The organism is Tepidiforma sp. (assembly GCF_026419595.1).
Taxonomy (GTDB): domain Bacteria; phylum Chloroflexota; class Dehalococcoidia; order Tepidiformales; family Tepidiformaceae; genus Tepidiforma.
In genome coordinates, this window is sequence record NZ_JANZZD010000023.1 from 1 (window position 1) to 12,454 (window position 12,454).

15 protein-coding genes are annotated in these 12,454 nt (G+C 70.7%); 10 read left to right on the forward strand and 5 right to left on the reverse strand.

Annotation, left to right across the window (positions count from 1 at the left end; translation table 11 throughout):
• The 7 genes from N2041_RS11295 to otsB all read left to right on the forward strand — a co-directional run.
• Positions 1-208: hypothetical protein (locus N2041_RS11295; RefSeq protein ID WP_297678688.1), on the forward strand; the 208-nt coding region annotated here is incomplete at its 5' end.
• Positions 209-320: 112 nt separating this feature from the next.
• Complete coding sequence (locus N2041_RS11300; RefSeq protein WP_297678689.1) at positions 321-674, forward strand: hypothetical protein; 354 nt, start codon at positions 321-323, stop codon at positions 672-674.
• Positions 675-772: 98 nt separating this feature from the next.
• Complete coding sequence (locus N2041_RS11305) at positions 773-1,432, forward strand: hypothetical protein (protein ID WP_297678690.1); 660 nt, start codon at positions 773-775, stop codon at positions 1,430-1,432.
• An 87-nt stretch (positions 1,433-1,519) separates the two neighbouring features.
• Positions 1,520-1,753 (forward strand): response regulator transcription factor, encoded by a 234-nt coding sequence (locus N2041_RS11310; RefSeq protein WP_158067271.1) that lies wholly within the window; start codon positions 1,520-1,522, stop codon positions 1,751-1,753.
• Positions 1,754-1,801: 48 nt separating this feature from the next.
• Positions 1,802-2,680 (forward strand): MaoC family dehydratase, encoded by an 879-nt coding sequence (locus N2041_RS11315; RefSeq protein WP_297678691.1) that lies wholly within the window; start codon positions 1,802-1,804, stop codon positions 2,678-2,680.
• An 84-nt stretch (positions 2,681-2,764) separates the two neighbouring features.
• Positions 2,765-4,234, forward strand: a complete 1,470-nt coding sequence (locus N2041_RS11320) for a trehalose-6-phosphate synthase (RefSeq protein ID WP_297678692.1) — start codon at positions 2,765-2,767, stop codon at positions 4,232-4,234.
• Positions 4,228-5,016 carry a trehalose-phosphatase gene (otsB, locus tag N2041_RS11325; protein ID WP_297678693.1) on the forward strand — a complete coding sequence of 263 codons (789 nt, stop codon included), beginning with the start codon at positions 4,228-4,230 and terminating at the stop codon, positions 5,014-5,016. The genes N2041_RS11320 and otsB overlap by 7 nt, the downstream gene beginning before the upstream one ends.
• 109 nt (positions 5,017-5,125) lie before the next feature.
• On the opposite strand, the gene N2041_RS11330 is transcribed toward otsB, so the two are convergent.
• Positions 5,126-6,145, reverse strand: coding sequence for an LLM class flavin-dependent oxidoreductase (locus N2041_RS11330; protein WP_297678694.1), 1,020 nt, complete (start codon positions 6,143-6,145; stop codon positions 5,126-5,128).
• Between the two features lie 113 nt (positions 6,146-6,258).
• On the opposite strand from N2041_RS11330, the gene N2041_RS11335 reads away from it, so the two are divergent.
• Positions 6,259-6,978 carry a 16S rRNA (uracil(1498)-N(3))-methyltransferase gene (locus N2041_RS11335; protein WP_297678695.1) on the forward strand — a complete coding sequence of 240 codons (720 nt, stop codon included), beginning with the start codon at positions 6,259-6,261 and terminating at the stop codon, positions 6,976-6,978.
• A gap of 32 nt (positions 6,979-7,010) precedes the next feature.
• On the forward strand, positions 7,011-7,397 hold the full coding sequence (locus N2041_RS11340) for a hypothetical protein (RefSeq protein ID WP_297678696.1): 387 nt from the start codon (positions 7,011-7,013) through the stop codon (positions 7,395-7,397).
• A gap of 13 nt (positions 7,398-7,410) precedes the next feature.
• On the opposite strand, the gene N2041_RS11345 is transcribed toward N2041_RS11340, so the two are convergent.
• The 3 genes from N2041_RS11345 to N2041_RS11355 are packed head-to-tail and all read right to left on the reverse strand — an operon-like array spanning position 7,411 to position 10,964.
• A complete protein-coding gene (locus N2041_RS11345) occupies positions 7,411-8,304 on the reverse strand; it encodes an ABC transporter permease (protein WP_297678697.1) in 894 nt (297 codons plus the stop codon).
• Positions 8,304-9,254 (reverse strand): ABC transporter permease, encoded by a 951-nt coding sequence (locus N2041_RS11350; protein ID WP_297678698.1) that lies wholly within the window; start codon positions 9,252-9,254, stop codon positions 8,304-8,306. Before N2041_RS11350 ends, N2041_RS11345 begins: the two co-directional genes overlap by 1 nt.
• Before the next feature lie 15 nt (positions 9,255-9,269).
• Positions 9,270-10,964, reverse strand: coding sequence for an ABC transporter substrate-binding protein (locus N2041_RS11355; protein WP_297678699.1), 1,695 nt, complete (start codon positions 10,962-10,964; stop codon positions 9,270-9,272).
• Between the two features lie 357 nt (positions 10,965-11,321).
• Between N2041_RS11355 and N2041_RS11360 the strand changes: the two genes are divergently transcribed.
• Positions 11,322-12,008 carry a TetR/AcrR family transcriptional regulator gene (locus tag N2041_RS11360; protein WP_297678700.1) on the forward strand — a complete coding sequence of 229 codons (687 nt, stop codon included), beginning with the start codon at positions 11,322-11,324 and terminating at the stop codon, positions 12,006-12,008.
• Here the strand turns inward: N2041_RS11360 and N2041_RS11365 are convergent, their stop codons facing one another.
• A complete protein-coding gene (locus N2041_RS11365; protein ID WP_297678701.1) occupies positions 12,009-12,446 on the reverse strand; it encodes a hypothetical protein in 438 nt (145 codons plus the stop codon). It lies immediately after the preceding gene.
• Between the last annotated feature and the right edge of the window lie 8 nt (positions 12,447-12,454).

The following is a 12,454-nucleotide window of genomic DNA, read 5'->3' on the forward strand; positions in this document are numbered from 1 at the left end:
GGTGGACGCAGCGGCGGAGCGCGCGCGGCTGGAGAAGGAGCTGGCGGAGGCACGCGCGCACCTCGAACGGCTGGAGAAGCAGCTGGCGAACCCGGCGTTCCGGGCGAAGGCCCCGCAGCACGTGGTCCAGGGGATGGAGGCGACGGCAGCGGAGACGCGGGAGCGGGCGGCCGGGCTCGAGGAGCGGCTGCGGGCGCTCGGGGCTTAACCGAATCTTTCCAGGACGACGAATCTTTCGTCCACCGTATCCCCCGATGGGGGATACCGCCGGCGGTGCGAGGCGTGTAGGGTAGGGTCGCCCCGGAAGGAGGTGAGGTTCGATGCCCCGGGTGGCGGCGCTGCTGGCCGCGTGTGTTGCCCTTGCCGGCGGGCTGCTCCTGGCGAACGATGAACCGCGAGTGGCGCGCGCCGGGACGGGCTTCTGGAGCGACGGATGGCCCGCCTGCACATGGTGGGGTTCGACGTGGTTCAGCGCGCCGACCGTCGGGTGGGCCCGGACTGACGGGCCTTCGGGCTGTGTGGATCGCGCGGTCGTGCGCCTGCAGTGGTACGACGGCCAGGCGTGGCAGGATACGCTGCTGCAATACAGCGCCTGGGGCGTGAACTGGATTCAGTACGGAGGGTCACCGGCGACCTCGCTGGTGGGTACGCACCAGGTCTATGTCGCGGGCTGAGGGTATTCCCAATGGGGCGGCACTCAGGAGCCGTGAGCCGACGGCGCGGGGCGCGGCCGGCGCGCAGCGGGAACGCCTCAGCAGCAGGAGGAGACACGATGATGCAACGAACGATGGTCGGCGCGAGCGTCCTGGTGGCAGCCGTGCTTGCTGCCGCCGGGTTTGCAACGTGGCGGGCGGCGGCTGGCTCGGCCGAAGCGGGCGCCCCTTCGCAGGGCGCCGCCGCACCGGCGGAACTCGGGACGAGCGGTGACGCCCCCAATGCCGCGGCGCGAGAGGTGCCGGCGGCGCTGCTCGAACGGCTGCGCGCCTCGGCCGATGCGACGGTGCTGGCGATGCTCGCCGACGGGGTCGTGACGCGGGACGAGGTGGCGGGCGCGTTCGCTGCTGCGGATGCGTGCACGAGGGCGGCCGCTGCGGAGGTTGGCGGAGTCACCATCGGGCCAGCGACCTTCACCGACCCGGACGGGGCGATCGGGTTCGGCGGCGCGTCCTCGGCATCGAAGGAGGCGCTGGACCGTGTCGGCGCGGCGCACCTCGCTTGCGTCGAGCGGCTGTTCAGCCCGGTGCTCGAGGCATGGCAGGCGGGACCGGCCTACGCCGCGAACCAGGCAGGCTGGGACCGGATGGCCGAGTGCCTGGCAGCGAAGGGGTATCCGACCCGGCCCGGCATGGACCTGCGGCAGATGGCGGAGGCGGTGGGGACGGGCGCGCCGGCGAGCGATGTCGCAGCCTGCCAGGCGGCGGCGCGGCAGTGACGCCTCGGGCGGGAGCGATTCGAGCGGGCCGGCGGGCGGGCGTGAGCTCCCTGCCGGCCCGGGGCGAGCCAGGCCGGGGCGGCGGCGATGGCGGGCTGCAGGCTTTCTCCGCGTGAGCGAGAAGTGCTCGGACTGGTCGCAGAGGGCCGGACCAACGCGGAGGTCGCGGCCCTGCTCGGCATTTCGTCGGAGACGGTGAAGACGCACGTGAGCCGCATCCTGGCGAAGCTGGGCGTGCAGAGCCGGCACCAGGCTGCCGCCTGGTGGCAGAGGAAGGGCCCCCGGGAGCCGGACGGCAAGGAGCCGACGGCGGGCGGTTGACGGCCGGGGCGGGGTCGGTGGTAGGGTGCGCGGGCGGAGGGATGCGCGATGGCCGAATGGGATGACGACAGCTACGTCGGGAAGTACCTCGGGCGGCACGAGTACCTCGCCGATGCGGCGATGGTGGCCCAGTACACCCGGGCGACAGGCGATGCGAACCCGTGGTACACGGGGCCGTCGCCGCTGGGCGGCCCGGTGGCGCCGGCGCTCCTGCTCCACAGCGAGCAGTACGCGTTCCGGCTGCGGGACTGGTATCTGCCGAAGCTGTACGGGAACCTCCACATCAAGCAGGAGTGGGAACTGTTCCGCGCGGTGCCGGTGGGGACCCGGCTCTGGACGCACGGGATGATCGTGGACCGGTATCTGCGGAAGGACCGGGACGTGGTGGTGCTGGAGTTTTGCGTGTTCGACGAGGGGGACGTGATGGTCTCGCGCGGGCGGTGCCACCAGTCGTTCCTGCGCGACGCGGCGGAGGGCGGCGAGGTGGTGGGGAAGGAGCAGGCGGCGCGGAAGGCCGCGCGGCCGGAGGAGCCGGCGGGCGAACCGCTGGAGGTGCTCGAACCGGTGCGGCGGGTGGCGGACCTCGACCTGTGCATGGCGTTCAGCGGGCCGAAGCGGAACTACCACAACGACCGGGAGGAGGCCCGGAAGCTGGGCTTCCCGGACGTCGTGGTGCAGGGGACGCTGAGCACGGTGTTCATCTCCGAGATGCTGACGAACCGGTTCGGGCTCGGCTGGCTGGCAGGCGGGCGGATGTCGCTGAACCTGATCAACGTGCTCTGGGGCGGCGAGGCGGTGACGGCGCGCGGCGTGGTGCGGGCGATCACGCCCGAGGGCCGGCGCCGGCGCGCGCACCTCGACGTGTGGACCGAGAAGGCCGACGGGACGAAGACGATCGCGGGGACGGCGAGTGCGCTGCTGGCGTAGGCGGGGTTGCGGCTGCATCGCAATTCGCGGGAGCGGCAGATTTGGGAGTTGATCGGGCCGGCGGTCATGCGGCCTACTGAAAGGGTGACGGCCCGCGCCCAGCTGATCCTCGCGAACCGCGCCTTCCTCGACCACGAGGCGCCGCGCTGGGCGGATTCGCCGTCGACGGCCTCGAGCGGGGGGCTGCTCGCGGCGGTCCGGCCGGTGATCGCGCCGTGGGACGGGCATGCGGGCACGACGTGGATCGGGGTCGGGATGGGGCGGTTCGACCGCGAGTGGGTCGATGCGCGGGGGTACGAGATTCTCGAGACGCCGCGGGGGCCGCTGCGGCACCGGCGGCTGTTCTTCGGGTCGGCGACGTGGCAGGGGCACTACGGCGAGGTGGCGAACAGCTTCACGTGGCCGCTGTTCCACCTCGTGCGGGTCGATTTGCCGCGGGCAACGCCGTACTACCCGGAGCCGCAGCCGCCTTCGGCGGCGGGCTGGCAGTCGTTCGTGCTGGTGAACCGGGCGTTCGCGGAGGCGGCCTGCGAGGAGGACGGGGCGCAGAGCTGCTGGGTGCACGATTACCAGCTGGCGCTGGTGCCGGCGATGCTGCGGGAGCGCGGGTTCCGGGGGCCGATCGGCTTCTTCCTGCACATCCCGTTCCCGGCGCTGGCGGTGATTCGGCCGTACCTTTCCGGCGAGGTGCGGGAGCGGCTGGCGGAGATCGTGCGGGGGATGCTCGGGGCCGACCTTGCCGGGTTCCAGACGCCGGGAGACGTCGAGCGGTTCGCCGAGGCGGCCTGTGAGCTGGCGGGGGCGCGGCCGGCGGCGGGCGGGCTGGAGGTGGACGGCCGGCTGGTGCGGGTCGGCGCCTACCCGGTCGGCATCGACCCGGAGGAGGTGCTGGCGGCGGCGCGGCGGGCGAAGCCGGTGACGCGGGTGCGGGCCGCGCGGGAGCTCGGGCTGCCGGTGGTCGTCGGGCTGGAGCGCGGCGACTTCACGAAGGGGATCCCGGAGCGGCTGCGGGCGATTGCCGAGGCGTACCGGCAGGGCCGCCGCTTCGCCTACATCGGCATCGCCTCGCCGACGCGGGAGGGGGTGGAAGTGTACGGCGCGCTGGAGGCGGCGATCGAACGGGAGGCCGCGCGGGCGCGGGAGGCGGCCTACTGGGTCGGCTGCCCGTTCACGCAGGTGCGGGCGGCGGTGGGCTGGGACGACGTGGTGGCGCTGCAGCGGGACGCGGACGTGGTGTTCACGTCCTCGCTGGCGGACGGGATGAACCTCGTGCCGCTGCAGGCGGCGGTGGCGCAATCGCTGCGGCCGGCCGCGGAGCGGGCGGTGGTGCTGGCAGGGGTCGATGCCGGGGTAACGAAGGTGTACGGCGGCGATGGACGGGACGGCCTGCGGGCGGTGGACCCGCTCGACCAGGGCTCGCTGCTGGAGGGGCTGACGGAGGGGCTGGAGGGGCGGCCGGCGCGGATCAGCGACCGGTTCATCGCGCAGGTGCGGGAGCGGGACGCCCGCTCCTGGGGGGAGCGATTCCTCGACGACCTGGAGGGGACATGCTGACGATCGAGACCATCGAGCGCATCAAGGCGCTGGCCGCGGCACGCGGGCCGTTGCTCGTCGCGTCGGACCTGGACGGGACGCTGGCGCCCATCGTGGCGAACGCTTCGGAGGCGCGCGTGCCGCCGGGGACGCTGGCGGTGCTCGACCGGCTGGCGCAGCGGGCGAAGGTGGCAGTGATCACGGGGCGCGACCTGAACACGGCGCGGCGGATGGTGCCGGTGGAGGGGGTCGACGTGGTGGGGAGCCACGGGCTGGAGGCATCGTTCGATGACCCGCTCATCCCGGGGGTGAACCGGGTGGCGCTCAGCGCCGCACTCGAGCAGGTGGAGCAGCAGGTGATCACGGCAGTGCCGAGTTCGTTCCTGCACATCGAGCGGAAGGCGGTCTCGACGGCGTTCCACTTCCGGAAGGCGCCGGACCTCGAGGCGCCGCTGCGCGCCGCGCTGGCGACGCTGCCCGAGGGGCTGCGGCTGCGGGAGGGGCGGATGGTGCTCGAGGTGCTGCCGAACGCGAACGCGGGGAAGGGGGTGGCGCTGACGGCGCTCATCCGGCGCTACCGGGCGAAGTCGCTGCTGGCGATGGGGGACGACGCGACGGACGTGGCGATGTTCGAGGCGGCGCTGGAGGCGGCGCGGGCGCAGGGGCTGCACGTGCTGCTGGTCGGCGTCTCGGGCGGGAAGGAGACGCCCCCGCAGATCCCCGAGCTGGCGGACGTGGTCGTGGGTTCGCCGGCGGAGGCGCTGGAAGTGCTGGAGACGCTGGCGCGGGCGATGGGAGTGTAGGAGCTGGGAGCTGGGAGTTGGAAGACCGGAGTTGGGAGCCGGGAGAGGGAAAGGAACACGGCGGGGCCGGCTTCCCCGCCGTGTCGCGTGACCGGGTACGGCGCCGGGGCTAGGAGACGAGGGTGCCGAGGATGCGCTCGACCTCGTTGAGGCTGCCCTGGGGCATGGTGATGACGGGGAGGTCGACGCCGAGCTGACGCCGCTCTTCGACGCCGGCGGCGACGGTTTCGATGTCCCCGAACACGGCGGTCTCTTCGAGCATGCGGTCGCCCATGGCGGCCATGATCTCGGGGGTGGTGCCGAAGGGCATCGGCTTGCTCGTCTCGGCCGCCTTGCGCATGGCGGCGACTTCTTCGGCGAAGCCGTTGCGGGCGAGCATCTCGTGATAGAAGTCGCCCATGTTGGTGACGTACCAGGAGATGGGGCCGGCGGCCTGGACTTTCGCCTTCTCGATGTCGGGGTTGATGACGACGGTGAGCTGGGCGACGCATTCGACGGCGTCGGCGGGCCGGCCGGCGGCGACGGCGGCGCGGCTGATGAACTCCTTCGCCTCCTGGTACTTCGACTTCGGCCAGTAGATCGGCATCCAGCCATCGGCGCAGGTGGCGAGGGACTCCATCGATTTCGGCGAGATGGAGGCGACGAAGATGGGGATGTGCTTGCGCGGGGGTTCGAAGAGGAGCTTGAAGCCGCGCTGGAGCTTGAAGATTTCGCCGTCGTAGAAGACTTTTTCGCCGCTGATGATCATGTTGATGATCTCGACGTATTCCTTCGTGCGGCGGATGGGCTTGGAGAATTTTTCGCCGTGCCAGTGTTCGATGACGCGGGAGCCGGAGGTGCCGAGCCCGATGATGACGCGGCCGCCGGAGAGCTCATCGAGCGTGGCGAAGGTCATGGCGAGGACGGCGGGCGAGCGGCCGTAGACGGGCGCGATACCGGTGCCGATCTTGATTTTGCTGGTGTTGAGGGCGATCTGGGTGAGGAGCGAGAACTGGTCGCGGCCCCAGGTCTCGGCGGTGAAGACCGCTTCGACGCCGACTTCTTCGGCGACCTTGATTTTCTCGATGGTCTGGCGGTTTTGTTCGGGGCTGCCGGTGAAGCCGACACCGACGGCCAGGCGCCTTGGCATGGGAACCTCGTAGGGGGTGGCGTGTCCGTTGCGAAAAAGGACCGACGGCCAGTATGGCAAACGGGGATGGGGGCGGCAATTCGGGCGCGCGGAGGCGGTGTAGGCTAGCGGAGATGGGGCACATCCCTCGGGTGTACGTGGCGGCGAAGCTCGGGCCGGGGCCGGTGGCGCTGACCGGCGAGACGGCGAGCCGGCTGGCGACGGTGCTGCGGGCGCGGCCGAGCGACGAGCTGCGGCTGTTCGGCGGCGAAGGGCACGAGTGGCAGGCGGTGGTGCGGGCGGTCGAGCGGGGGCGGGTGCTGGCCGAGGTGACGGGAGTCGCCCGGCAGGAGCCCCCGCCGGAACCGGTGGTGGAGGCGTGGCTGCCGATCATCCGGGCGCAGCGGCTGGAGTGGGCGGTGGAAAAGTGCACCGAGGCGGGGGCAGACATCATCCGGCTGGCGGCGATGGAGTTCGGCCAGCGGGGTTCGGGGCCCTCGGACGCGAAGCTGGAGCGGTTCGAGCGGATCGCCATCGAAGCGAGCGAGCAGTGCGGGCGGCTCTACCTGCCGGTGATCGAGGCGGGCGGGAGCCTCGAACGGCTGCTCGGGGGATTCCGGGGCGCGGTGGTGGCGATGGAGCGGGAGGGGATGGGGCCGGCGGAGCTCGCGCCGCTGCTGCCGGCGCAGGGCCGGGTGGCGGTGGTGTGCGGGCCGGAGGGCGGGTTTTCGCCGCGGGAGCTGGACCAGCTTCGGCGGAAGGGTGCGCTCTTCCTGCGGGCCGGGCCGAACATCCTGCGCGCCGAGACGGCGGCCGTGGCCGGGGTGGTGCTGGTGCGCGCGCTGGCGGGGTGAGGCCGGCGGGGTGCGGTGGTATCGTGGAGGCGATGCCGAAATCGGTGATGGGAATCGGGCTGACCGGGCTGGGGTTCGCGGGGGCGTTCGCGCTCCACGTGGTCGCGGGCGCGCTGGACTGGGCGTGGCTGTTCGGGGTTGCCGTCGCGCTCATCTACTTCTTCGCCGCCGGGTTCCCGGCGATCGCGCTCTGGCTGGGCGGGATGCGCTACCGGGAGAGCCGGGAGGCGCGGCTGACCTACACGGTGGGGACGGTCATCGGGATGGGGCTGACGCTGGGCGCGCTCTGGGCCGCGAACGGGCGCTCGTTCGGGACGTGGACGTTCGTGCTGACGCCGGTGCTCGTTTCGGTGGTGAGCGCGCTGTTGCTGACGCTGCGCGCGTGGCAGGAGGGCGAGTTCCGGCGCGCGCGGGCGTGAGCAGCGGGCGCGGTCAGCGGCGGAGGCGGGGGTCCCAGATGTCGCGGAGGGAATCGCCGAGGAGGTTGGCGCCGAGGACGACGAGGCTGATGGCGATGCCGGGGAAGACGACGACGTGCCAGTAGCCGGTGCGGGCGATCGAGAGGTTCTGGCCGCTCATGTCGCGGCCCCATGAGACGACATCGGGGCCGAGGCCGAGGAAGGAGAGAGCGGATTCGGCGAGGATGGCGCCGCCGAGGGCGCCGCTCATGATGACGATGACGAGCGGGAGGACGTTGGGGACGACGTGGCGGATGAAGATGCGCCACTCGGAGCAGCCGATGGCGCGGGCGGCTTCGACGTAGGTTTGGCGGGCTTCGATGATGGTGGCGGAGCGGAGCACGCGGTTGCCGCCGAAGAGCGCGCCGATGGCGATGGCAGCGATGATGGCTTCGATGCCGGGGCCGAGCGCCGCGCGGAGCATGAAGTAGAGGACGAGGGAGGGGAAGGCGGCGAAGGCTTCGCCGGAGCGCTGGATGATGTAGTCGAGCCAGCGGCCGTAGTAGCCGCCGAGGATGCCGAGGAAGGCGCCGGAGGCGGCGCCGATGAAGATGGCGGCAGAGGAGATGATGAGGGAGACGCGGGCGCCGGCGATGACGCGGCTGAACATGTCCTGGCCGTTCTGGTTGAGGCCGAAGGGGTGCTGGAGGGACGGGCCTTCGAGCGGCCGGCCGACGCTGAGGGCGTCGGGGTCGTAGGGCGCGAGGGCGGGCCCGAAGAGGCCGGTGACGACGAACAGGACGAGGACGAAGAAACCGAAGACGCCGGCAGGGTGCTGGCGGGCGGTCCGGCCGAGGCGGCGCAGGATGCCGGGCCGGCGGTAGGCGGGCGCAAAGTCGAGGCGGGAGGCGGCGGTGGTGGCGGCCATCAGGTGTACTTCACCCGGGGGTCGATGAGGGCGTAGGAGATATCGACGAGGAGGTTCATGACCATGACCACGAAGGCGGTGTAGAGGACGAGGGTCTGGATGACGGGGAAGTCGCCGGTGACGGAGGAGACGAGGAAGAACTGGCCGAGGCCGTTGATGGAGAAGACCTGTTCGAGGATGAGGGAGCCGAAGAAGAGGGCGGTGATCTGGCTGCCGACGAGGGTGACGATGGGGATGAGCGTGTTGCGGAGGCCGTGCTCGAGGACGACGGCCCGGCCGGGGAGGCCCTTGGCGCGGGCGGTCCGCATGTAGTCCTGGCGGAAGACTTCGAGGAGGGAGCTTCGGGTGAGGCGCATCATCGCCGCGGCGCCGCCGACGCCGAGCAGGATGGTGGGCGGGAGGTAGAGGCGGAGGTTTTCGAGCGGGTCCTGCGTGAAGGGAATGTGGCCGCCGACGGGCGGCGAGTAGTTCCACCAGATGGAGGGGAGGACGATGAGGAGGATGAGGAGGAAGAAATCGGGGATGGACTGGCCGAAGACGGCGAAGAAGCGGAAGAGGTAGTCGACCGGGGTGTTCTGTTTGACGGCGGTGATGACGCCGAAGGTGACGCCGAAGAGGGTGGAGAAGAAGATGGAGAGGACGAGGATTTCGAGCGTGACGGGGAGGCGGCGGGCGATCTCCTGCCAGACGGGCTGGCGGGAGCGGAAGGTTTCGCCGAGGTCGCCGCGGGCGACCTGCCCGAGCCAGACGAAGAACTGCTGGAGCGGCGGCTTATCGAGGCCGAGCTCGCGGCGGATCTCCTGCTCCTGTTCGAGCGTGGTGTTCTGGTTGACGTAGAGGGTGACGGGGTCGATCGCCCACGGCATCCGGAGGGTGAAGAAGGCGAGGACGGAGACGATCGCCATGATGAGCGGCACGTAGACGAGCCGCCGGAGGATGTACTGGCGCATGCCGCTCTCCCGGGGTTATTTGTCGATCCAGACCTTCCCGTTGAAGAGGCCGTAGCTGCCGCGGCCGACGACGCGGCCTTTGACGTAGGCCCAGGTGGCGGTGTTGGTGATGGCGATGAAGGTCGGGATGAAGGGCGCGCCGCGCTCCCAGGCTTTGCGCTGGATGTCCTGGACGGCGGCTTTGCGCTGGGCATCGTCGAGGATGGTCTTCTGCTTCTGGACGAGCTGGTCCATCTCGTCGTTGCTGTAGCCGGCCCAGTTGGGGCGCCCGCCGATCTGCTTGGCGTAGCCGCCGATGTAGGAGGACGGGTCGTCGTAGGCGAGGGAGGCGTAGACCATGAAGCCGTCGTACTGGGAGCCGTAGAGGGACTGCTGGAGCCAGCGGCCGAGGTCTTCGCCGACGAGTTTGACTTTGAGGCCGAGGTTCTTTTCGAGCTGGGAGCGGACGATCTGGGCGAACTGCTGGTTGCGGTCGCCGGGGGTGATGTACTTGATGCTGTACTCCTTCGAGGTATCGAAGGCGGTGGCGGCGAGGAGCTTCTTCGCCTCGGCGGGGTCGTACTTGCCCCAGGTGGCCTTGAGGTCGGCCTCGGGGAGGGCTTCGCCGAAGGCGGGCGGGACGGGGCCGCTGACCTTCCCTTCGCCGAAGTTCATGAGGTTGATGAGCTCCTGGCGGTCGATGGACATGGAGATGGCCTGGATGACGCGGGGGTCGGCCCACTGGCCGTCGCCGCGGGGGAGGACGGTCCAGACGGAGCGGGAGTCTTCGGCGTCGATGACGATCTTGTCGCCGTGGCGCTTGACGAGGTCGTCGCGTTCGAGCTTGTTGTTGAGGGCGACGGAATGGATCTCTTCAGCGGAGAAGGCGGCGAGGGCGGCGGCCTGTTCCTGGATGAGGCGGTATTCCTGGGCGGCGAGGTAGGGTTCGCCGGCGATCCGCCACTTGTCGAACCGCTTGAGCTTGAAGTTGGCGCCGTTTTCGTGGGAGACGAATTCGAAGCGGCCGGAGCCGATGAGGTCTTTGTCCATGAAGGACGGGTCCTTGGCGATCTCCTCGGGGAGGATGGAGGAGCCGATGGGGCTGCCGCCGTTGGTGGAGGAGAAGGTCCAGGCGTCGACCTGCTTGAGGGTGAAGTTGATGGTGGAGTCGTCGACGGCGACGGCGCTGTCGAGCACCTGGGTCCACCAGGAGGAGTTGGAGATGCGGGTCTGCTGGCGGGCGGCCATGTAGGAGGCGGCCACGTCCTGGGCTTTGACGCGGCGGCCGTTGATGGGCGCTTTGTTGTGGAAGTAGGCCTCGCCGATTTTGACGGTGAAGCGGAGGGGGTCCGGCTGTTCGATGGAGGTGGCGAGGAAGTTTTCGCGGATGCCGGTATCGAGCGGGGTGTACCAGAGGTGGTCGAAGATGGTGAAGCCCCAGAGGAGGCCGCTATCGAGGCCGCCGTAGGGGTTGATGGTGGCGAAGATGGCGCCCTGGCGGAGCTTGAGGGTGCCGTCCTTCTTCACGACTTCGCCGGGGGTGGTCGGCGTCGGGGCGGTGGGGGTGCCGGGGCGGACGCCGGCGGGGGTGGCTGTGGGGCCGGAGCCGTTGTCGCTGTCGCCGCCGCAGCCGGCGATGGCCCAGGCGGCAGCGCCGAGGCCGGCCGCTGCGCCGCCGGTGAGGAGGCGGCGGCGGCGGAAGCGGGTGGTCCAGTAGTTTTCGCGGTTCATGGTGTCCCTTCCCCCATTTTTCGCGTGGCGCCGAAGATTAGCCCGGCGCGAATGTGTGCCTTGTACTGCCCTGCATAGGCGCTGTCAATAGCGCCGATTTGCCGAAGGTACGTTTTCGGGGGTGTCGCGGATTGCGGTCCGCTCGCCCGCCGGGGGTGATGGGGTTCGGATGGCTCCGGGGGGTGTGCAGGCGCCCCTACAAAGCCTGCACACCGCTCCCGGGCCCGCTTCGGACCACGCGCCCAACCCGACAGCAAAGATTAGACGCGTGTGTTTATCCGAAGGCGCTCAACCTACTCCGAGAGTGGTAGAGTTGTCAACGGCCTGCGTGCGAGAATTCCGGCGGGCGAGGGAACGATGGGCGACGAGTTCGGTCTGCGAGGCTACCGGGTGCAGGACCCGGCCCGTGCGGAGGCCCGCCGGCGCGAGATCATGCGGGCGATGGCGGAAGTCGTGCTGGAGAAGGGGCTGCCCGATGCGACGCTGGAGGACGTGGCGGCGAAGATGGGCACGAGCCGGGCGGTGATCTACTACCAGTTCCGGAGCAAGGAAGACCTCTGGGTGGAGGTGGCGGTGGAGGCGGTGCGGACGGCGGAGCGTCGGCTGCGGGCGATCATCGCGGCGGCGCCGGGGCCGGAGGCGGCGCTGTTCAATGCGCTGCGGGACCTGCTGATCATGGGCGAACACCACACGATCGTCCGGGCGAGCTACGTGGGCGGGCGTTCGCGGAACCTTTCGCCGGAGGGGCGGGAGCGGGTGCGGGAGGCAGACCGGGATTACGAGCATGCGCTGATGGACGTGGTGAAGTGGGGGGTGGACGAGGGGGTGTTCATCCCGCGGGATGCGCGGCTGGTGGCGTACACGCTGATGTTCGCGACGAACAACAACTTCTCGTGGCGGCGGCCGGGCGGGCCGCTGACGTTCGAGTACATCCTGGCGGAGGTGCCGGCGATGCTGCTGAACACGGTGCTCGTGGAGCCGCGGGTGTTCGCGCCGCACGGGCCGCACCCGCTGCCCCCGGTCATCGACCCGGGCGAGGTGTAGTCAGCGGCCGCGGTCGGCCTCTTCGAACAGCAGCAGCCGGCCGCGGACCTTCTCCTGGAGCCGATCGAAGTCGTCGCGGCCGAGGGCGAGGGCGGTTTCGCGGGCGGCAAGCCGTTCGAGCCGGGCGTACTGGGCATCGCTCATGGCGTGCTCGGCCTCCCAGGCGCGCCAGTTCGAGCCGCGAATGCGGACCCAGTCGTCGAGGAGGGGCCTGAGGCCGGCGAGGGCGTCGACGTAGCGGGCGCGGGCGTTGCGGGCGCCTTCGCGGACCTGCGGGTCGGCGGGGGCGGCGAACGCTGCATCGATGGCGGCCAGGAGGTCACGCATGAGGGGCGCCAGGATGGCGGCGGTGGTTTCGAAGTACTCGAGCTCGCGGTCGTACGCGTCGAGCAGGGCGTCGATTTCGCGGGCGATGGCGTCGCTGACGGGTTCGGGCATGGCGTCAG

Bases quoted from the DNA above. Each gene is read 5' to 3' on its own strand.
- N2041_RS11300 (WP_297678689.1), top strand. From the start codon at position 321: ATGCCCCGGGTGGCGGCGCTGCTGGCCGCGTGTGTTGCCCTTGCCGGC.
- N2041_RS11305 (WP_297678690.1), top strand. From the start codon at position 773: ATGATGCAACGAACGATGGTCGGCGCGAGCGTCCTGGTGGCAGCCGTG.
- N2041_RS11310 (WP_158067271.1), top strand. From the start codon at position 1,520: ATGGCGGGCTGCAGGCTTTCTCCGCGTGAGCGAGAAGTGCTCGGACTG.
- N2041_RS11315 (WP_297678691.1), top strand. From the start codon at position 1,802: ATGGCCGAATGGGATGACGACAGCTACGTCGGGAAGTACCTCGGGCGG.
- otsB (WP_297678693.1), top strand. From the start codon at position 4,228: ATGCTGACGATCGAGACCATCGAGCGCATCAAGGCGCTGGCCGCGGCA.
- N2041_RS11330 (WP_297678694.1), bottom strand. From the start codon at position 6,145: ATGCCAAGGCGCCTGGCCGTCGGTGTCGGCTTCACCGGCAGCCCCGAA.
- N2041_RS11335 (WP_297678695.1), top strand. From the start codon at position 6,259: ATGGGGCACATCCCTCGGGTGTACGTGGCGGCGAAGCTCGGGCCGGGG.
- N2041_RS11340 (WP_297678696.1), top strand. From the start codon at position 7,011: ATGCCGAAATCGGTGATGGGAATCGGGCTGACCGGGCTGGGGTTCGCG.
- N2041_RS11345 (WP_297678697.1), bottom strand. From the start codon at position 8,304: ATGGCCGCCACCACCGCCGCCTCCCGCCTCGACTTTGCGCCCGCCTAC.
- N2041_RS11350 (WP_297678698.1), bottom strand. From the start codon at position 9,254: ATGCGCCAGTACATCCTCCGGCGGCTCGTCTACGTGCCGCTCATCATG.
- N2041_RS11355 (WP_297678699.1), bottom strand. From the start codon at position 10,964: ATGAACCGCGAAAACTACTGGACCACCCGCTTCCGCCGCCGCCGCCTC.
- N2041_RS11360 (WP_297678700.1), top strand. From the start codon at position 11,322: ATGGGCGACGAGTTCGGTCTGCGAGGCTACCGGGTGCAGGACCCGGCC.
- N2041_RS11365 (WP_297678701.1), bottom strand. From the start codon at position 12,446: ATGCCCGAACCCGTCAGCGACGCCATCGCCCGCGAAATCGACGCCCTG.